The organism is Halorubrum sp. T3 (assembly GCF_000296615.1).
Classification (GTDB): domain Archaea; phylum Halobacteriota; class Halobacteria; order Halobacteriales; family Haloferacaceae; genus Halorubrum; species Halorubrum ruber.
In genome coordinates, this window is the sequence record NZ_ALWQ01000008.1 from 213,933 (window position 1) to 231,620 (window position 17,688).

Here is a 17,688-nt window from a genome sequence, read left to right on the forward strand (position 1 = left end):
ATGTAACACACGAGATCACCCCACGAGCGTGACGCGGACGTCGCCGTAGTGGACCCGTCGAACCGTGACCCGCTCCGGCGCGGGCGTCCACGTCGCGTCCGCCGAGCGCGCGCGCTCGGCCGCCGCCGCGAGCGCCGCCGGATCGTCGAACGCGGCGTCCGGGGGAGCGCCGGCGAGGACGCGCCGAAGCCGTGCGTCCGTCGTCGCCTCCGGGCTCACCCCCGCCGCCGGCCGGATCACCGGCGTGATCCGCGGGGCGTCGAGCGGTGCCCGCGCCGTCCCCCGATCGTCGCCGAGCGAGACGGATCCCTCCGCGAGCCGGAGCCGCTCCGCGGCGATCCCGTGTTCGGCTGTCGCCGGGTACTCCCCGTCCGCGACCGAGTCGATCGTGCGCGCCACGCCGTCGGCGTCCGGCGGCGGCGAGGCCGGAAACGAGGCGGCCACGCCGACGGCCGCGACGCTCACGACGGCCAGACCGAGCCACGCGTACGTGGCGTCGAGGTGCGTCTCGAACATGGCGCGGCTGGCCGCGGCTTGGTATATAAATGATCGGCGCGGAGGTCGGGTCCGAACGCGACCTCGTTCCCCCGCCGGCCGACTTCAAAACAGGAGGCCGGCGCCGGCGAACGCGACGAGGAACGTCGCGGTGGCCGTCGGCAGCGCGATACCGATCCGATACGCCACCAGCGTCCGGTCGAATCCGCGCTCCAGCCCGGTCGCGAGCCCGGTGAGGAGCGCGGCGAGCAGCAGTACGTACGTCCCGACGATCCGTCCGAGTACCGGCACCGACAGGGCCCCCGCGCCGCCGCTCGCCTCTGCCGCGCCGCTCCCGCCCGCCGCACCGCCGGCGCCGGCGGTCGCTCCGCCTCCGGCGCTCAGCCCCCCGCCGAGCGCGTCGGCCCCCGCTGCCGCCCCGGCTCCGAGACCGCCGACGTCGACAGCGTCGATCCCCGTCGCGAGTGCGACGGTCGCCCCGCCGACGAGCGGCGCGAACACCGCCGCGGTGTTCGAGAGCGTCCCCGTGACGGTCGCCAGCTGCCGCCTCGCGTCGCGTTCGAGCTCGCGCAGCGACTCCAGCTGGTCCGCGAGTTCCAGCAGGACGTCGCCGGCCGGCCGGCCCTCACGCGCGGCGACGGCGAGCAGCGCGATCGCGCCCCGGAGCCGGGGCGACGGGACGGCGGCCGCCGGTCCGCCCTGTCCTAAGAACGCCTCGCGGACGCCGACCCGCAGCGTGTCGCTCCGGCGTCCGGCGCGCTCGAACAGTTCGCCGGTCGCGCCGTCCAGCCGCTCGCCGGCGTTCGCGACCGCGGTCTCGACCGCGACGCCCTCCGCCACGTCGCCGCCGATCACTGTCATCGCGTCCGGCAGCCCTCGCTCGACGTCGCGCACGTCCGACAACACGGCCCGACGGGGTCTCGCGACGACGAACAGCGCGCTCCCGACGCCGACGCCGACCCCCGCGACCGGCCACGCCCACGGCGCGACGGTTCTCGCGGCGACGACGGCCGCCGCCGCCCCGAGGGCGCACCCGACGAGGAGAGCGTGGCCGCGCCGATCCGGCACGTCCGGGTGGTCACCGCTGATCTCCGGCGGCGGGAACGCGACCGGTCGCCGGAAGAGCAGCCACGCCGAGGCGGCCACCAGTCCGCCGGGGAGCGCGACGAGGTACAGGCCGGCGACGAGCCCGGGACCGATGGCGACGCCGGCGGCGGCGCCCGCGGGAAGCAGCGCGATGAGCGCCAGCGGGAGCAGCACGCCGAACGCGTACAGCGCGGAGACCGGCCCGCGGACCGCGCCGACGAACGACGCGAGTCGGTCGGTCGTCCCCGACAGCGTCGCGTCGAGCGCACGGTCCAGACACCGCCCGCGGCGTTCCGGCGGCGCGGTCGCCGCCGTCCGGACGAGCGCCGCGGCGCGGTCGATCGCCGGGAACCAGGGGCGCCACTCGCGAGCGAAGGCCCGAAGTCCGCTCGTCGGTCCGTCCGCGCACCCACGCTCGTGGCGGGCGAGCGCCGCCGCCAGCGGCCCGTCTCCTGTCCGCCCGGCGAACCGCACCGCCCGTTCGGTCGAGGGGTCGAGCCGCATCCGCAACACGAGCCGCCCGACGAGCCCCGGTGCCGCGCCGAGCGCGCGCGTCCGCCGGAGCGACGCGAGCCAGACCGGCGCCCGGTGGACGGCGTGAACCCCGCCGACGAAGGCGGCCAGCCCGGCCGGCGCGGCGGCGACCGCGCCGGCGAGGAGCGCCGCGACGGCAGTGACGACCGCGCCGACGACGGCGCCGACCTGGTACCCGACGGCCACGACGCGATCGGCGGAGACGTCCCACCCGAGGAACGCGACCGCGCGGCGGAGCTCCTCCGAAACGTCCGATTCGTCGTCGCCGTTCGAGTGGAGGCCGGACTCGTCGGACGCTGTCGACCGGTGCCCCGTCATCGGTCGCCTCCGGCGTACCGCGCCGGCGCGATCCGTCCCGTTCGAACCGCGTCGCGGACTCGGTCGCTCCGTCGGTCGACAGCCTCTCGAACCGCCGCGTACGATTCGCTCGATCCCGCGAGGTCCTCGATCAGTCGGCTCTCGCCGCGGTCGATCCGCCCCGTCGCGACGAGTCCCTGCTCGGTCCGCTCGAAGAGCGGATCGAAGCTCACCCCGTCGCCGTGGTCGCCGACCTCGACGATCGACTCGACGCGGTGGTCGTCGAGGACCGCGATCAGGTCGGTCGCGGCGAACGACGAGCGCGCGACCCCGAGGTCGGTGACGACACGCTCTTCGACGGCCGCCGGGTCCTCGCCGTGGATCGTCCCGAGGACCGTCTCGCCGGCGGCCCCGACGCGCATCGCCTCGTACAGCGCCCGCGCCTCCTCGCCGCGCACCTCGCCGACGCTTATCGCGCCGCCGCCCATGCGGAGCGCGGTCCGCACGGCGTCAGCCGGCGCGAGCTCGGCGCCGTCCCCGACCCGGAGCCGCTGGGCGTCCCGCTCGGCGTCGGCGAGCGCGTCCACCGGGAGTTCCGGCGTGTCCTCGATGACGATCGTCCGGGTTTCGGCGGGCAGTTCCCACAGCAGCGCCCCGAGCGCGGTCGTCTTGCCAGCCGCCCGACCGCCGGCGACCAGTCCGGTCACGCCGCGCTCGACGGCGACCGACAACAGCCCGGCCGCCGCGGGCGTGAGCGTGTCGACGGACACTAACCGAGCGAGCGTCCACGCCTCCGGGTCGCCGCGGCGGAAGGTGAACGAGAGGCCGTCGCTCGCCGGGGCCGTGGCCGCGGCGACCCTGACGCGCCCGGTCTCGGACTCGATCGTCGCGTCGAGCGTCGGCGTCGCCCGCGAGAACGCCCGGCCGCTCTCTCGCCGGAGCCGCGACGCGAGGGTGGCGGCCCCCTCCGGCGGGAGACGTACGTTCGTCCGGCACCGCTCGCCGTCGAGGACCACGCGGAGCGGGTTCTCCGCGACCGGCGCCGTCACCGTCGCGTCGCTCACCCGGTCGTCGGCGAAGACGTGTTCGAACGCACCGTAGCCGTGGGTGTGTCGCCGCAGGACTTCGGTCAGGTCCGCGACCGGGTCGTCGTCGTCGGCCACGGCCCGCACCGCTCGCCCCGGCGCCCTGTCGCCGCCGCGGGGGTCGTTGAGCAGCCGGTCGCGCGCGGCGGCCAGCGTCGCCACGCTCTCGGCGTCTAAGTCGGCGCTCGGCGGCGTGAGGTGGTACGTCCTGAGGGAGCCGTCGCCCTCGTAGAGCCGGACGGTCGCCCCGGTCGAGACCGTCCAGCGGTCGGCCAGCGTCGCGCCCGGTGGGGGCGCGGCCGCGACGCGCGCGGTCGCGGCCGTCGGCCCGATGTGCGCTCGCAGGCTCTCGTTCAAGTCGCGGTCGCTCTCGCTTCGTTCCGCGTCTCCGCCGAGCCCCGTGTCTCCCGCGAGTTCTTCGGCGGCCGACAGCAGCCCCGTCTCGGTCGCGATCCGCTTCGCGGGACCCGCCCGTCCGGCCGCCTCCGCCGCCGCGCCGAGCGGGTCTCGGGCGACCCGATCGGCGAGTCTCTCCTCGTGGAACTCGATCCGCTCGCGGAACCGTCCCGCGGCGATGAGAAGATCGGCAGCGTGGTCGGCGTAGGAGCGCTCGCGCCCGCGATGTCGAGCCCTGATCACGTCCGCGTCCCGGTCGGTGAGCGCCGCGATAACGGTCGCGAGGCAGTCCGGGCTCGCGGCGAGGTCGCCGCGTCCCGGGCAGCCGTCGGCGTCGACGTCGAGGACGACCCGGTCCTCGACGCCCGTCCCCACGGGCTCGCGGAACGTCGGTTCGCATCGGCACCCGCCGGCGTCGCCGTCGACCCACGGGAGCCGTCGAAGCGGCGTCTCGCCGTCGTCGCCGGCGATCCGCTCGCTAAGACCGAGGTTCATGGCGGGCGTGGCCCCGGTTTGGTATATAAACGATCGGCCGGGCGTCCGCTCCCGGGTCCCCCAGTCGACCGGAATTCTCCGATGCGACGGATCCCGGTCGACTGGAGCTATCCGACGCGACGGATCCGGACCGTCGGCCCCTCGTCGTCGACGTATCGGACCCGGACCCGGTTCGCCCCGCCCGGTCGGAGTTCGATCGCTCCGCCGGCGAGGTCGACGGCCGGCTCCGCGGACCCAGTGCCGACGCGGAGTGTGCGCTCCGGCCGGTCGTCGATCCGATACGCGAGCGCGAGGCCGCCCGGTCGGTCCGGCGACTCGACGAGTGCGACGCGATCGACGTCCGCCGCGGCGAACCCGGTCGGAACCCTGAGGAGCACCGTCGTCTGCGCCGCCATCGAGGGATCGCTCACGGGGGTCGACCCGGCGACGACGCCGCCGATCGCCCGCTCCAATCGGTCCGCCTCCGCGCCGATCCGCTCACCCGTCGTCGCGGTCCGGGCCGTCTCGACCGCGGGCATCGACGCCGCCAGCAACGCGACCGCCACGAGGACGGTGAGGACCACCCGGATCACGGCCCGTTCACAGCGACTCCCGGAGCCGGTCCAGCGCGTCCGTTGCCCACGCGTTGTCGTCGCCGTCTCCGTCGTCCCCGTCGGGCTCGCTGTTGCCGGTTCGCGGTCCGGAGGTCGGCCGGTCGTCCGGCAGGGCAGCGTCGAGGGCACTCTCCGATGGAACCGCACCGTCGGGGCCATCCCGGTCCCTCGCGCCTCGATCGGGCGCGCCGCTCCCGCCGTCTCGCCCGGCCCCGCCGCTGGCGGCTCGATCGCCCCCGTCGCTGGCGCCCGGGCCGGCCCCGTTGGCACCGCCGTCTCGGCCGCTCTCCCGTCCGGCCTCTGTCGCCCGCGCGAGCGCCAGGTCGGCCCGGCGCTCGACCTCGCGGTTGACGGCCCTGACTGCCCCCGCGTAGCCGCGGACCGCCTGCGTCGCCGCCTCAAGTTCCGCCACGCGCCCCTCGAGGTCGTCGAGCCGCGATTCGAGCCGCTCGCGCTCGGCGGTCGCCTCCGCCCCCGCGGCGGCGTCCGCCGGGCGCGCGTCGCTCCCGGTCACCGCGCGCTCGACGGCGCTGAGGCGGGCCTCGATCCGGTCGTCCGCTTCGCTCGTGCCGGTCGTCGCCTCGGTTTCCGCCGCCGTCCGCGTCGCCTCTGTTCCCGTGTTCGGCGGCTCCGCGCTCGGCGGCTCCGCACCCCGCGTGTTGTCGGTCATGCGCGCCGTTGCCCGCGGCTCCACTCTTAAACCTCGGGGAAAGGGTATTGTCGCGGGAAGTGGTACGTCCCCGCATGAAAGCAGTCCTCCTCGGCGTCGGACAGGCGGGCGGTAAGCTGACGACAGCCATCGCGGAGTTCGACGCCGACGCCGGCTACGGCGCGGTCCTCGACGCGCTCGCCGTCAACACGGCCGCGGCCGACCTCGACCCCCTCCCGCTCGAAACGGTCCTCGTCGGGCAGTCGCGCGTCAACGGCCACGGCGTCGGCGGCGACAACGAACTGGGCGCGGAAGTGATGGACGAGGACGCCGTCGAGGTGCTCGACGCCCTCGCGCCGAAGGTCACCGCGGAGGCCGAGGCGGTGTTCGTCGTCGCCGGTCTCGGCGGCGGCACGGGCTCCGGCGGCGCGCCGGTCCTCGTCCGCGAGCTGAACCGTGTGTACGACGTCCCCGTCTACGCGATCGGAATCCTCCCGGGCCGCGACGAGGGGACGATGTACCAGGTGAACGCCGGGCGATCGCTCAAGACGCTCGTCCGGGAGGCGGACGCGACGATACTCCTCGACAACGACGCGTGGCGCTCCTCGGGGGAGTCCATGGAGGGCGGCTACGAGGCGATCAACGCCTCGATGGCGAAGCGGATCGGCCTAATCTTAGCCGCTGGCGAGGCGGTCGAGGGCGTCGGCGAGTCCGTCGTCGACACGAGCGAGGTGATCAACACGCTCCGCGCGGGCGGAATGGCCGCGGTCGGGTTCGCCTCGGCGCCAGCGGCCGAGGACCCGGAGGAGAACGTCACTACGGTGACGAGCGCGGTCCGCAGCGCGGTGATGACCGGCCTCTCGCTGCCGAGCGCCACCGACGCCGACGCGGCGCTCGTCGCGGTCGCGGGCGACCCGGACCGGATCTCCCGGAAGGGCGCGGAGAAGGCCCGGAAGTGGCTTCAAGAGGAGACGGGGTCGATGCAGGTGCGCGGCGGGGACTTCCCGCTCGACTCCGACCGGATCGCCGCACTGGTCCTGCTCGCGGGCGTCGAGCGGTCGCAGCGCGTCGAGGCGTTCCTAGAGCGCGCGCGGCAGGCGGTCCGCGACGAGCGCGAGGAGAAGCCGGACCCGGCGGCCGCGTTCGACAACGACGAGATCGACGACCTGCTCTAAGCGCGCTCCGCCGCCCGGAACCGGGCGACACGCCCGGCCGACGGGACAGGTTCCGCACCTTTTTGTTCTCGCCCGGTGGAGTCTCGCCCGATGACCAACCCGTGGGACGACTGGGACCACGTGCTGAAGGTCGACCCCGACAAGGACCTGCGGTCGGGCGAGACCTTCGAGGACGTCTGCCGGACCGGGACGGACGCGATCGAGATCGGCGGGACCCTCGACGTCACCGCGGAGAAGATGACGCGCGTCGTCGACGCGGCCGCGGAGTACGACGTGCCGCTGTACCAAGAGCCGTCGAACCCGGGCGTGGTGATCGACTCGCCGGCGCTCGACGGCTACCTGATCCCGACGGTGTTCAACGCGGGCGGCCCCTTCTGGATCACGGGCGCCCACAAGGAGTGGGTGCGCATCGACGACCTCGACTGGAGCCGGACCCACACCGAGGCGTACATCGTGCTGAACCCCGAGGCGTCGGTCGCCCAGCTGACGGAGGCCGACTGCGACCTCGCCGCGGACGACGTGGAGGCGTACGCGAAGATCGCCGAGCGCATGTTCGGCCAGGAGATCGTCTACGTCGAGTACTCGGGCACCTTCGGCGACCCTGAGAAGGTCGCGGCCGCCCACGACGCCTTAGCCGACGCCACCCTCTTTTACGGCGGCGGCATCCACGACTACGAGTCGGCCAACGAGATGGCCGCCCACAGTGACGTGATCGTCGTCGGCGACCTGCTCCACGACGAGGGCGTCGACGCCGTCCGCGAGACAGTGAAGGGCGCGAAGGACGCCTGAGGCGGACCCCGAACGGGATCGACGACCGGTTAGTCGTCCGACGGCGATGTCACGTCGGGGGCCGACGCCTCGGACGCGAACACCGGGCGATCGACCAGCGCGACGGACCCCGACACGAGGAGGAACGCCGCCCCGACACCGGCCATCGCGACCGTCGGGGAGATCGCGTCGGCCGCGACCCCGCTCCCGAGCATGATCGGGATGCGGAGCAGCGAGTTGAGGAACGACTTCGCCGAGTTGATCGTCGCCCGCGCGGCCGAGTCGGCGTACTCGTTGAGGTACTGTCTGACACCGGGCGACGCGAGACTCTGGATCGACATCATGCCGACGACCGCGGGGATGGTTAGCTTCGGAACGATCAGCGGGGCGATCATACATGCCGCGCTTCCACCGAAGGCGACCGCGACGGTGCCACCCAGCCCCAGCCGCGATTGGGTTGCCTCGGCGTATCTGAGCACCAATCCGGAGCTCAGCTCGAAGACCCCGTATGTCGCGCCGACGAGCAACGCGGCCGGTAGCACGACGCTCCCCGCCGAGTACCCACCGTCCGGAATCGCCTCGAACGTCACCGGCTGGATATACTTGCTTCCCGTGTAGAGCGCACCGGACGCCAGAACGGCGATCACGAGGACGGTTCGGACGGCCGAACTGCCGAGGAACTCGCGGGTGAGGCGCGCGGCCTCGCGGGGCCCTACCCCCTCGTCGGTGTCCGCGTCGCGACTCGTCGGAAGCGACAGCACGACGGGCGCCGCGAGCAGGTTCGCCGCCGCTCCCACCGCTATCGCGTACACCGGCTCGACGACGTAGAGGAGACCCCCTCCGACCATCGTCGCAGTGGAGACGTATTTGACGTACGAGCCGAGCCTCCCGCTGACCGCCGCGAACTTCTCCTCCTCGTCGTGCCCTTTGAGCGTGTCGTAGAACCACGCCGTTCCGGCCCCGGATCTGAGCGCCGCGCCGACGCCGAACGCGAGGTACGTCACCAACACGTCCGGCGTTCCGTCGGCGACGATGTATCCGACGGTCCCGAGTCCGAGGGACGCCTGCCCGAGGAACATGGTTCGTCTTCGACCGAACGTGTCAGCCAGGTATCCCGACGGGACCTCCAGTCCGACTACCACGACCGCCATCAGGCTCGTCCCGAGACCGATGTCGGTGTATGTCACCCCGTTTCCGACCATGAACACGACGAAGAACGGCGTCGCGAACCCGGCACTGCTCAACGCGCGGAATACCCCATACTTCAGTATCGCCCGCCGGATACCCGGATCCAACGAGCCGAGGGGTCCGCTCGTCATCGTTGCCCTCCGCTCGGCGGCTCGCCCTCGGAGCGATCGCGTCGATCGGTACGACGCTCGAACGGCCGATGTGCCTGATTAAGCAGTCTCGGTTCGCAAATTCCTCTCTCTATTCGGTGCTGTTTGGCGATCGATTCGTCTCCGTGTCCGCGGCTCTCTGTCATCCGTTGTCGATAGTCCGTGGAAGCGGTCAGCTATCGGCGCGCCGACCACGAACGGGACCGGAGACTCTCGGGAAACGGACCGACAGACCATCGCTCCGTCACGATCGGAGAGAACGGCTCAGGTGTACCTCTCGGCCTTCCGGAGCCTCGGGGGTTCCAGTCCCGTTCAGAACGAGCAACGGAGTACCATACAACCGCTACACGTTTGTTCTCAGACAAATAACTGACGGACCGACCGGCCGCAAAAGACGCTTATCCGACGTCAGTACCCGTCGAGCATGTTCTCGACGTACTTCGCGATCACGTCCACCTCCAGGTGGACCGGGTCGCCGACCGACTTCTCCGAGAGCGTGGTGAGGTCGTAGGTGGTCGGGATGATCGCGACGTCGAACTCGTCGCCGCGCTTCTCGGCGACCGTCAGCGAGATGCCGTCGAGCGTCACGGAGCCCTTGTCGACGAGGTAGTCGCCGTGGCCCTCCGGGATCGCGAAGGTGAACCGCCAGTCCTCGCCGACGCGTTCGATCCCCCGGACCTCGGCGACGGTGTCGACGTGGCCCTGGACGACGTGGCCGTCGAACCGCCCGTCCGCGGGCATCGCGCGCTCGACGTTGACCGCGTCGCCCTCGCGCACGTCGCCGAGGTACGTCTTCGCGACCGTCTCGCTCGCGAGGAACACCTCGAACCAGCCGGGCTCGTCGTCCGCCGCGTCGCTGCCGCCGGCCGCGTCGTCGCCGTGGCTCGCTTCGTCCGCGCCGCCGTCGACGCCGTACTCCTCGACGGTCAGGCAGACGCCGCTCACGCTGATCGACTGCCCGTGGTGGAGGTCGTCGAACCCGTCGACGCCGATCCGCAGCCGGAGTCCGTCGTCCGTCTCGGTCCGTTCGCGGACCGTCCCGGTCCCCTCGACGATGCCGGTGAACATACCGGAACTGGGGGCGGGCGACGGTTATCGGTTCTGGGTCCGGGCGGATCCTCTCCCGGTCGACCCTCCGCAGTCGACGCCGCGTCCCTTTTGCCCCCCGGGGATCAACGGACGCCCGATGCGACTCGGACTGCTGGACATGATCGGGCTGGCGGCGTCGCTCGTCTTCGCGCTGCCGCTCGCGAACTACGCCGTCATCCGGCTGGTCGCCGGCGAGGTCGCGCTCGGCGCCGGCCTCCTCGTCGTCGCCGTCGCGATGGTCGTCCTCCCGCAGTATTTCCTCGACCCGACCCGGATCGCCCGCAGGCTCCTCTCCGGGCTGCTGCCGCGGCAGCTCCGCGCTGATTCGGACGGCACTGACTCCGGTCCCAAAAGCGGTGACGACGAGTCCGAGTCGGCGGACGCCGCCGCGGTCGACGGCGGCGACGCCCCGAAGTAACGCGCCGAAGTGACGCGCCGAAGTACCGCCCCGCCCTGACTCAGGCCGAGTCCGTTCCGGGAACGATGCCGAACGGGTACTCGGCCAGTATCTCGTACCCGTCGTCGGTGACGAGAATCAGGTCCTCCAGTCTGACACCGCCGATTTCGGGGTCGTAGACCCCCGGCTCGACCGTCACGACGTGGCCCGGGCGGAGCTCGCCAGCGCCCGACAGCGACGGCCCCTCGTGGAGGCTCACGCCGACGCCGTGGCCGGTGCCGTGCGTGAAGCCCGCCTCGCCCTCGCCCGCGTTCGGGTCGAAGCCGTACGCGGCCAACTCCGCGGCGGCCTCGCCGTGGACCGTCTTGGCCGGGACGCCGGGCTCGATCTCCGCGAGCGCGGCCTCGCGGGCGGCCTCGACCGCGACGTACGCGCGGCGCTCCCAGCCGCCGTCGCCGTCGACGACGAACGTCCGCGTCGTGTCGCCGTAGTACCCGTCCGGGCCACGCGGAGAGACGTCGAGCAGCACCGTCTCCCCCGGCCGTATCGGGTCGTCGCCGACGTAGTGGAGGTCGGCGGCCGACGGGCCGGCGCCGATCACCGTGTTGCCCGCGTTGCGGACCCCGAGAGCGGTGAGGACCCGATTCACTTCGCGGCGGAGCCGCTCCGTCGTCAGCGGCTCGCCCTCCCAGCGGAGCGGGGGTCGGCGGTCTCTCTTCGATTTCTCGGCGGTTGTGTCGGTCACACCGCTCTCGGCGAGCACCGCCTCGGCGCGAGCCATTCCGGCGACCGCCGCGCGCTGGACGCGCCGGACCCGGTCGACCTCCGCCGGCGTCTTGCGCGCCCGAGCGTCGGCGACCACGTCCGTCGAAGTCAGATCGTTGTCCGCGCGTTCCAGATACACCGCGGCGTCGTGAGGGATCGAAGCGAGAGCGAGGAGGGTCGGACCGTCGCCCTCGGCCGCGGCGTTCGCACCGTCGGCGAGGTCGTCCACGACCCCCGCCGCGCGCTCGCCGGCGTGGTCGCCGACGCCTTCGGTCCGGATCTCGCGACCGATCCCGTCGTGGAACTCCCCGTCGGCGTCGCGGGCGGCCGCGACGAACTCCCGCTCCGCCTGCTCGCCGAACAGCGCGGGGGCACAGAGGACGGCGCGTCCGGCGTGGTCGGCGTTCTCGTCGTCCGGCACGACGACCAGCGCGTACGGGCGGTCCGGGCCGGAGAAGCGCGTCAGGAACCGGAGATCGTCGTCGAAGCGGTCGCCGACGGCGACGAACGCGGCCGCGTCCGCCTCGCGGACCGCCTCGACGACTGGGCGGAGATCGGTCCGGAGGGGGCGGAGGTTCTCCTCGGCGGCTTCCGGTCCCGCGCCGTCCCCGCTCACGGCTCCGGTTCGGGCACCGCCAGCTCCGCTTGGACCTCCTCGACGAGCTCCTGGGCCGGCTCGTCGCGGAGCTCGTTGAACAGGAGGACGCTGATCGGGAGCGTCGGCGCGCCGCTGATGAGGCTCTCCATGATCACGAGCCGCTCGCGGGCGCGGGACATCCCGACGTAGAAGACGCGGCGCTCGTTGTCGGTGAGGACGGGGACCGGGCTCGTCGCCTTCGTGAACTCCTCGACGCCGTCGACGTCGGTCGGGTCGTCGATGGAGGCCGCCATCTGCTCGACCACCTTCTCCGTGAGGTCGGTGGCGACGAACACGTGGTCGGCCTCGCGGCCCTTCGCGGAGTGGATGGTGCCGACGCGGACGCGGGTGGGGTCGGCGCCCTGATGCTCGCCCTCGAAGTACGCGCCCATCGACTTGCGCTGGAAGCTCGTCACCTTCCGGACCATGTCGTCCGCGCTCGCGGTGTCCGGCATGAACGGGATGTACTCGTTCAGCGTGTCGGCCGCGATGTCGATGTCGGCGACGTCGTCGGCGTCGGCCGCCTCCTCGCGGTCGTCGAGGAAGTCGTAGAACTCCTCGCGGTCGTGGGTGCCGAACGCCGACTCTTGGAGCATGTCGGCGAGGCGCCGCGCCTCCAGGCCGGTGACGGGCTCGTCCGCCTCGGCCTTCTCGATCGCGCTCACGTAGTCCTGAACGCGATCGGTCCACATCCGCCCGTCGGTGAGCATCGTGAACGGGATGCCGTGGTCGATGAACTCGTCGATGAAGTCGAACATCTGGTAGCGCGCCCGGAACAGGCACATGATGTCGCCCTCGTCGTCCTCGACGGTGTACCGGACGTTCCGGACCAGCTCGATCATCGACGGCGACTCGATCGCCTCGACGGTGCCGCCCTCCTTGCGCGGGTGGAGGTCCTTCTCCTGCCGCTTGTCGATGTGGCGGATCTCGGCGTTGACGACGTTGAGGATCTCGGAGGGGAGCCGGTAGGAGTTCGGGAGGACCACGTCCTCGTCGACGTCGGTGTCTAAGAGGAGGTCGGGGTCGGCGCCCTGCCACGCGTAGACGACCTGGTCGTCGTCGCCGGCGATCAGCACCCGATCCATGTGCGGGCGCCACTCCTCGAAGACGTTGTACTGGAGCGTCGTGATGTCCTGGAACTCGTCGATGATCAGGTAGTCGACGCTCGGGACGAGCGAGCGCTGCGCGACCCGTTCGAGCATGTCCGCGAAGCCGACGAGGTCGTTGTCGCCCTTGTACGCCCGCCACGCCCGGATCGTCTCGGGGATGTCGATCCGGTCGTCGTCGGAGGGCCACGTCGGCGTGTACTTGTTCCCCTGCTGGGCGTTCGGGTCCTCCTCGGGCGGGAGCCGGACCTCCTCGACGTTCCACTGGAAGGGAACGTCGTACCAGTCGGCCACGTCGCGCTCGGTGCGCTGGAGCCACTGCGAGGTGGCGATGATCTTGTTGCCGATGGTCGTCGACCGGGCGGTCCGGCGCCCCGCGCCGCCGTGCTGGTCCTCGAACTCGATGCCGTACTCCTCGCAGAACGCCTCCTTGTCGTCGTCGCCGACCACGTCGCCCCGAGAGAGGTCGAGCAGCTCGTACGCCTTCGCGTGCATCGTGCTCACGTTCCCCTGAAGGCTGCGCGGCGAGATGTCGAGCCGCTCGGCGAGCCGCTCCCGGATCTCCGCCGCGGCCGCGCGCGTGTACGAAACGACGAGTACGTCGCGAACCTCGGCGTCCTCGTTTTCGAGGATCTCCTCGACGCGGTCCAGGAGCGCGGTCGTCTTCCCGCTCCCGGGCCCGCCGAACAGCCGCGTCACCGTGGTATCAGTCATTATTACCCCCAGATTCCCATTCTCCTTAAACGCCGTGGCTCGGTGATCGTCGACTCCGGGCACCGGTCCGCGGCGCTTGGACCACCCCGAGTCCCGGTTCGGCCCCGTCGGCGCGGCGTTTCATCGCTCGGTCGGCTCGTCAGCTGCTCCGCGTCGCGCGCGCTTCGCGGACGTCGGCGCCGTCGCGGACCATGTCCTCGCAGGCCGGACAGACGCGGGGCCGATCGACCTCGTTCGGCGTGAACACCCGAACGTAATCTGTCGTGACGAACGAACCGCAGTTCTGACAGGTCGGCATGGTTCACACTATCGAGTAATTCCACATAATACTACCGGGGAGTATGACGGAAAGAAAATTCGCGGAACCGGGCGTCGACCCGGGCGTCAGTTCGGCCGCCAGTCGCAGACGGAACACCGCGCGGACCCTTCCTCGTGGAGCGCACCGCACTCGGGACACTGGAGCTTGTTATAGGATCGCTCCCAGCGTACGATCTCTGTCTCGTGGCCGTGATCGGAGAGGAACTCGTCGAACACGTCGTCGTCCGAGCTGGGTGCACTACTGGACATGCGTGACATGGTATGTCACACCAGCATATATATCTTTCTGCCGTTCTCGTCGCTGCGAATTACGCGGACGAGTGATCAGTTTCTGCGAGAAATCAGTTCGATACACAACTTCACAGCGCGGCCGGCGCCGGAGAGCGAACTCCCGCCGCCGCTTACCAGGGCTCGTTTTTGACGCCGAGCGCGTACGCGCCGACGTTCGTGACGACGTGGAGGACGGGCGTCATCACGAGGACGACCGCGAGGACGCTCGGCGTGAACACCGCGAGCGCCCAGTCGGCGTCGACGAGGAAGACGAGGCCCAGCGCGCCGACGACGAAGTCGAGCTGGTCGAGCCCGGGGAACGCGGCGCCGCGCTCGCGCCCGGACCGGCGCTTGAGGAAGGAGGCGCCGATGTCGCCGCACATCGCGCCGAAGGCGAGCGCGAACGCGGCCGGGAGCGCGAACGTCGGCAGCTCGGCGCCGAACGCGGCGCTCGCGGGGTCGTTGAGGCGGTTGAGCCCGAGCGCGAGCAGGACGCCGACCAGGGTCCCGACCGCGGTGCCGCGCCACGTCTTCCCGTCGCCGAGCAGCCGCGCGCCGCGCCACTCCCGGCCGCCGTCGATGGGGCGGCCCCCGCCGGCCAACACCGCGGCGTTGTTCGGGACGTACGCCGGAAGCATGGCCCAGAACGCGGTCGCAACGAGCGTACCGATCATGTCCTCACGGGCGACGCGCGGCGTGTTATAAACCTCGGTTCGGGGCTCCCGGTCACGGCCGCCGGGTCGGCAAAGGTAAAGTTCGCTCCGTCCGGAAGTCATCATATGATCCCCCCGATCGCCCGGCGATTCGTCGCCGGCGAGAGCGTTCCGGCCGCCCTCGACCACGCCCGCGCCGCGAACGAGGACGGCGTCGCGGTCATCCTGAACCTGCTGGGCGAACACTACGACGACGCCGCGGACGCCCGCGCGGACACGGACGCGTACCTCTCCCTGCTCGACGACATCGCCGACAGCGGCCTCGACGCCTGCGTTTCGGTGAAGCCCTCGCAAATCGGGATGGACGTCTCGCCCGACCTGTTCGAGGAGCACTATCGCGAGATAGTCGCGCGCGCCCACGAACTCGGTGCGTTCGTCTGGTGCGACATGGAAGACGCAGACACGACCGACGCCACTCTCGACGCCTTCGAGTCGATCGCCGCCGACTACCCGTGGAGCGTCGGCCAGTGCGTCCAGTCAAACCTGAAACGCACCGCCGACGACCTCGAACGCCTCGTCGACGTTCCCGGCAAGATCCGGCTCGTGAAGGGAGCGTACGACGAGCCGTCGTCGATCGCGTACACCGACAAGGCGCGCGTCGACGAGGCGTACCGCGACGACCTCCGCTTCCTCTTCGAGCGGCGCGACCGAGGGATCGCGGTCGGCAGCCACGACCCCGAGATGATCTCGCTTTCGGACCGGATCGCGCGCGAGCACGGCGCCGACTACGAGGTCCAGATGCTGATGGGGGTCCGCGAGGACGCGCAGCGCGACCTCGCCGCGCAGGGGGTCGACGTGCACCAGTACGCGCCGTACGGCGACAAGTGGCTCTCGTACTTCTACCGTCGCGTTCGCGAGCGCAAGGAGAACCTGACGTTTGCGGCCCGGGCGGTGTTGGGGCAGTAGGCGGGGTAGCTCTCGACCCCGGTGACCGCCCGCCGCCGACCGGAGGCTGTCGCCGCGTAGAAGCCCCTTTAAGGATTGCCGACACATACCAACGCGATAGATGTCCACGTGGAAACGCGACTTCGCCAGCGGCCTCATCGTGCTGGCGCCGCTCCTCGTTTTACTGCTCGTCCTCCGCTGGATCTACCAGTACATCGCGTCGATCCCGCTGATCGAGGGGCTCCAGCCCGAGGTCATCCCGGCGCCGTTAGAGCCCGTCTCCCGGGTGGTGATCGCGTTCGCGGTGTTCGCGACCGTCGTCCTCGCGGTCGGGTACTTCATGCGGACCACGGTCGGCCGCTTGGCGGAGTCGGCCGTGGACGACGCGATAAACCGGATCCCGGCGCTGCGGGTGGTGTACAACGCCTCGAAGCTCGCAATCGAGACGGCGATCTCCGGCACGGACGAGCTGCAGAGCCCGGTGTACATCGAGACGTGGCCCGGGATCCGGATGACCGCGTTCCGCACCGGGAAGAAGACCCGCGACGGGAAGATCGTCCTGTTCATGCCGACCGCGCCGAACATCACCACCGGCTTCGTCATCGAGGTCGAGCCCGAGAAGATCGAGGAGACCGGCGAGACCGTCGAGGAGGGGATGACCCGCGTCCTCTCGGCCGGGTTCGCCGAGTCGGCCCATCAGGTCCCCGTCCACGAGGAGGACCCCGCCGGAGGCGACGGTGCGGACACCGCCGACGGGTTCGGACACGTCCGGACCGACGGGACTCCCGGCGACGGGGACGGGTCGGCGGCCGAGGGTAGCAGTTCGGCCGAGTGAGGCGGTTCGAGGCGTCCGCCCGCGGTCAGACGTCCCGGCTTAGAGGTACGTGAACCACTCGTCGTGGTCGTCCGTCCGCCGCTCGACGAGGTCGAAGAAGGCCTGCTGGAGCTCCTCGGTGACGGGGCCGCGGGTGCCCGAGCCGATCTCGGTGTCGTCGACCGAGCGAATCGGGGTGACCTCGGCGGCGGAGCCGGTGAAGAACAGCTCGTCGGCGGTGTACAGCTGGCCCCGAGAGATGACGGCCTCGTCGTGGACCTCGTAGCCGCGCTCCTCGGCGAGGGTGATCACGGTGTCGCGGGTGATCCCTTCGAGGATGGACTGCGCCGGCCCGGTGGTGTATATCTCGCCGTCGTTCACCATGAAGATGTTCTCGCCGGGCCCCTCCGCGACGTTCCCCTCCTTGTTGAGGACGATGGCCTCGACGTAGCCGTTCCGGCGCGCCTCCTCGCCCGCGAGCATGGAGTTGACGTAGAGCCCGGTCGTCTTCACGTTCGTCGGCACCTGCGAGGAGGCGTGTTTCCGCCACGAGGAGACCATCACGTCGACGCCCTCCTCGAGGGCCTCATCGCCGAGGTACGCGCCCCACGGCCACGCAGCGAGGACGAGGTCGGTCGGGCAGTCCTTCGGGGAGACGCCCAGCGAGTCGTAGCCGTAGTAGGCGATCGGTCGGATGTACGCGGAGTCGAGGTCCTGCCGGTCGAGCAGTTCGAGGGTCGCCTCGGTGATCTCCTCGCGGGAGTGTTCGATCTCCATGTCGTACATCTTCGCGGAGTCGAACAGCCGGTCGAGGTGTTCGTCCCAGCGGAAGACGGCGGGCCCCTGCTCCGTGTCGTAACAGCGGACGCCCTCGAACACGCCGCTCCCGTAGTGGAGCGCGTGGGTCAGAACGTGGGTGGTCGCGTCCTCCCAGTCGAGGAACTCCCCGTTCTTCCAGATCGTGTCGACGTCCATCTCGTCGAATCCCATAGTCGTGCGTTGCGGCCGGCGGGCTTAAAACTGTAACAACCGGTCGGGGACTGCCGCGAGGAAGCGAGGTCGGATCGCTA

Annotated in this window: 18 protein-coding genes; 5 read left to right on the forward strand and 13 right to left on the reverse strand. The window is 71.2% G+C overall.

The window, feature by feature from the left end; genetic code table 11:
• Positions 1–15: 15 nt before the first annotated feature.
• From B378_RS0100985 to B378_RS0101005, 5 genes are all read right to left on the reverse strand, one after another.
• A complete protein-coding gene (locus tag B378_RS0100985) occupies positions 16–516 on the reverse strand; it encodes a hypothetical protein (RefSeq protein WP_017341963.1) in 501 nt (166 codons plus the stop codon).
• Positions 517–600: 84 nt separating this feature from the next.
• Positions 601–2,433: a hypothetical protein gene (locus B378_RS0100990; RefSeq protein ID WP_017341964.1), complete on the reverse strand. Its 1,833-nt coding sequence runs from the start codon at positions 2,431–2,433 to the stop codon at positions 601–603.
• Positions 2,430–4,388, reverse strand: a complete 1,959-nt coding sequence (locus B378_RS0100995; RefSeq protein ID WP_017341965.1) for an ATPase, T2SS/T4P/T4SS family — start codon at positions 4,386–4,388, stop codon at positions 2,430–2,432. The genes B378_RS0100990 and B378_RS0100995 overlap by 4 nt, the downstream gene beginning before the upstream one ends.
• 107 nt (positions 4,389–4,495) lie before the next feature.
• Positions 4,496–4,960, reverse strand: a complete 465-nt coding sequence (locus tag B378_RS0101000; protein WP_026046111.1) for a hypothetical protein — start codon at positions 4,958–4,960, stop codon at positions 4,496–4,498.
• 7 nt (positions 4,961–4,967) lie between these two features.
• Entirely contained in the window at positions 4,968–5,651 is a 684-nt protein-coding gene (locus B378_RS0101005) for a hypothetical protein (RefSeq protein ID WP_017341967.1), read from the reverse strand.
• 74 nt (positions 5,652–5,725) lie between these two features.
• On the opposite strand from B378_RS0101005, the gene B378_RS0101010 reads away from it, so the two are divergent.
• Both B378_RS0101010 and B378_RS0101015 read left to right on the forward strand, forming a co-directional pair.
• Positions 5,726–6,805, forward strand: coding sequence for a tubulin/FtsZ family protein (locus B378_RS0101010; protein ID WP_017341968.1), 1,080 nt, complete (start codon positions 5,726–5,728; stop codon positions 6,803–6,805).
• A 90-nt stretch (positions 6,806–6,895) separates the two neighbouring features.
• Positions 6,896–7,594 carry a phosphoglycerol geranylgeranyltransferase gene (locus B378_RS0101015; protein ID WP_017341969.1) on the forward strand — a complete coding sequence of 233 codons (699 nt, stop codon included), beginning with the start codon at positions 6,896–6,898 and terminating at the stop codon, positions 7,592–7,594.
• A 29-nt stretch (positions 7,595–7,623) separates the two neighbouring features.
• On the opposite strand, the gene B378_RS0101020 is transcribed toward B378_RS0101015, so the two are convergent.
• The gene (locus tag B378_RS0101020; protein ID WP_017341970.1) at positions 7,624–8,817 is read right to left on the reverse strand and encodes an MFS transporter; all 1,194 of its coding nucleotides are present in this window, start codon (positions 8,815–8,817) and stop codon (positions 7,624–7,626) included.
• Positions 8,818–9,318: 501 nt separating this feature from the next.
• Positions 9,319–9,978: a riboflavin synthase gene (locus B378_RS0101025; RefSeq protein ID WP_017341971.1), complete on the reverse strand. Its 660-nt coding sequence runs from the start codon at positions 9,976–9,978 to the stop codon at positions 9,319–9,321.
• A gap of 118 nt (positions 9,979–10,096) precedes the next feature.
• Between B378_RS0101025 and B378_RS0101030 the strand changes: the two genes are divergently transcribed.
• Entirely contained in the window at positions 10,097–10,417 is a 321-nt protein-coding gene (locus B378_RS0101030) for a hypothetical protein (RefSeq protein WP_017341972.1), read from the forward strand.
• Between the two features lie 40 nt (positions 10,418–10,457).
• Here the strand turns inward: B378_RS0101030 and B378_RS0101035 are convergent, their stop codons facing one another.
• The 5 genes from B378_RS0101035 to B378_RS0101055 form a co-directional block, all read right to left on the reverse strand.
• Positions 10,458–11,777: a Xaa-Pro peptidase family protein gene (locus B378_RS0101035; RefSeq protein ID WP_017341973.1), complete on the reverse strand. Its 1,320-nt coding sequence runs from the start codon at positions 11,775–11,777 to the stop codon at positions 10,458–10,460.
• Entirely contained in the window at positions 11,774–13,618 is a 1,845-nt protein-coding gene (locus tag B378_RS0101040; RefSeq protein ID WP_017341974.1) for a UvrD-helicase domain-containing protein, read from the reverse strand. Before B378_RS0101040 ends, B378_RS0101035 begins: the two co-directional genes overlap by 4 nt.
• Positions 13,619–13,757: 139 nt before the next feature.
• Positions 13,758–13,916, reverse strand: a complete 159-nt coding sequence (locus B378_RS16955) for a hypothetical protein (RefSeq protein WP_004598729.1) — start codon at positions 13,914–13,916, stop codon at positions 13,758–13,760.
• Positions 13,917–14,002: 86 nt separating this feature from the next.
• Positions 14,003–14,185, reverse strand: coding sequence for an HVO_0416 family zinc finger protein (locus tag B378_RS0101050; RefSeq protein WP_017341975.1), 183 nt, complete (start codon positions 14,183–14,185; stop codon positions 14,003–14,005).
• 152 nt (positions 14,186–14,337) lie between these two features.
• Positions 14,338–14,880 (reverse strand): CDP-2,3-bis-(O-geranylgeranyl)-sn-glycerol synthase, encoded by a 543-nt coding sequence (locus B378_RS0101055; protein WP_017341976.1) that lies wholly within the window; start codon positions 14,878–14,880, stop codon positions 14,338–14,340.
• A 105-nt stretch (positions 14,881–14,985) separates the two neighbouring features.
• On the opposite strand from B378_RS0101055, the gene B378_RS0101060 reads away from it, so the two are divergent.
• Together B378_RS0101060 and B378_RS0101065 are read left to right on the forward strand one after the other, a co-directional pair.
• Positions 14,986–15,825 (forward strand): proline dehydrogenase family protein, encoded by an 840-nt coding sequence (locus tag B378_RS0101060; RefSeq protein WP_017341977.1) that lies wholly within the window; start codon positions 14,986–14,988, stop codon positions 15,823–15,825.
• A gap of 100 nt (positions 15,826–15,925) precedes the next feature.
• The gene (locus tag B378_RS0101065; RefSeq protein ID WP_017341978.1) at positions 15,926–16,639 is read left to right on the forward strand and encodes a DUF502 domain-containing protein; all 714 of its coding nucleotides are present in this window, start codon (positions 15,926–15,928) and stop codon (positions 16,637–16,639) included.
• 39 nt (positions 16,640–16,678) lie between these two features.
• On the opposite strand, the gene B378_RS0101070 is transcribed toward B378_RS0101065, so the two are convergent.
• Positions 16,679–17,608 carry a branched-chain amino acid transaminase gene (locus B378_RS0101070; protein ID WP_017341979.1) on the reverse strand — a complete coding sequence of 310 codons (930 nt, stop codon included), beginning with the start codon at positions 17,606–17,608 and terminating at the stop codon, positions 16,679–16,681.
• Positions 17,609–17,688: the final 80 nt, after the last annotated feature.

Excerpts from the sequence above, each read along its gene's own strand:
- B378_RS0100985 (WP_017341963.1), bottom strand. The coding sequence starts at position 516 with ATGTTCGAGACGCACCTCGACGCCACGTACGCGTGGCTCGGTCTGGCC.
- B378_RS0100990 (WP_017341964.1), bottom strand. The coding sequence starts at position 2,433 with ATGACGGGGCACCGGTCGACAGCGTCCGACGAGTCCGGCCTCCACTCG.
- B378_RS0100995 (WP_017341965.1), bottom strand. The coding sequence starts at position 4,388 with ATGAACCTCGGTCTTAGCGAGCGGATCGCCGGCGACGACGGCGAGACG.
- B378_RS0101005 (WP_017341967.1), bottom strand. The coding sequence starts at position 5,651 with ATGACCGACAACACGCGGGGTGCGGAGCCGCCGAGCGCGGAGCCGCCG.
- B378_RS0101010 (WP_017341968.1), top strand. The coding sequence starts at position 5,726 with ATGAAAGCAGTCCTCCTCGGCGTCGGACAGGCGGGCGGTAAGCTGACG.
- B378_RS0101015 (WP_017341969.1), top strand. The coding sequence starts at position 6,896 with ATGACCAACCCGTGGGACGACTGGGACCACGTGCTGAAGGTCGACCCC.
- B378_RS0101025 (WP_017341971.1), bottom strand. The coding sequence starts at position 9,978 with ATGTTCACCGGCATCGTCGAGGGGACCGGGACGGTCCGCGAACGGACC.
- B378_RS0101030 (WP_017341972.1), top strand. The coding sequence starts at position 10,097 with ATGCGACTCGGACTGCTGGACATGATCGGGCTGGCGGCGTCGCTCGTC.
- B378_RS0101040 (WP_017341974.1), bottom strand. The coding sequence starts at position 13,618 with ATGACTGATACCACGGTGACGCGGCTGTTCGGCGGGCCCGGGAGCGGG.
- B378_RS16955 (WP_004598729.1), bottom strand. The coding sequence starts at position 13,916 with ATGCCGACCTGTCAGAACTGCGGTTCGTTCGTCACGACAGATTACGTT.
- B378_RS0101050 (WP_017341975.1), bottom strand. The coding sequence starts at position 14,185 with ATGTCCAGTAGTGCACCCAGCTCGGACGACGACGTGTTCGACGAGTTC.
- B378_RS0101055 (WP_017341976.1), bottom strand. The coding sequence starts at position 14,880 with ATGATCGGTACGCTCGTTGCGACCGCGTTCTGGGCCATGCTTCCGGCG.
- B378_RS0101060 (WP_017341977.1), top strand. The coding sequence starts at position 14,986 with ATGATCCCCCCGATCGCCCGGCGATTCGTCGCCGGCGAGAGCGTTCCG.
- B378_RS0101065 (WP_017341978.1), top strand. The coding sequence starts at position 15,926 with ATGTCCACGTGGAAACGCGACTTCGCCAGCGGCCTCATCGTGCTGGCG.
- B378_RS0101070 (WP_017341979.1), bottom strand. The coding sequence starts at position 17,608 with ATGGGATTCGACGAGATGGACGTCGACACGATCTGGAAGAACGGGGAG.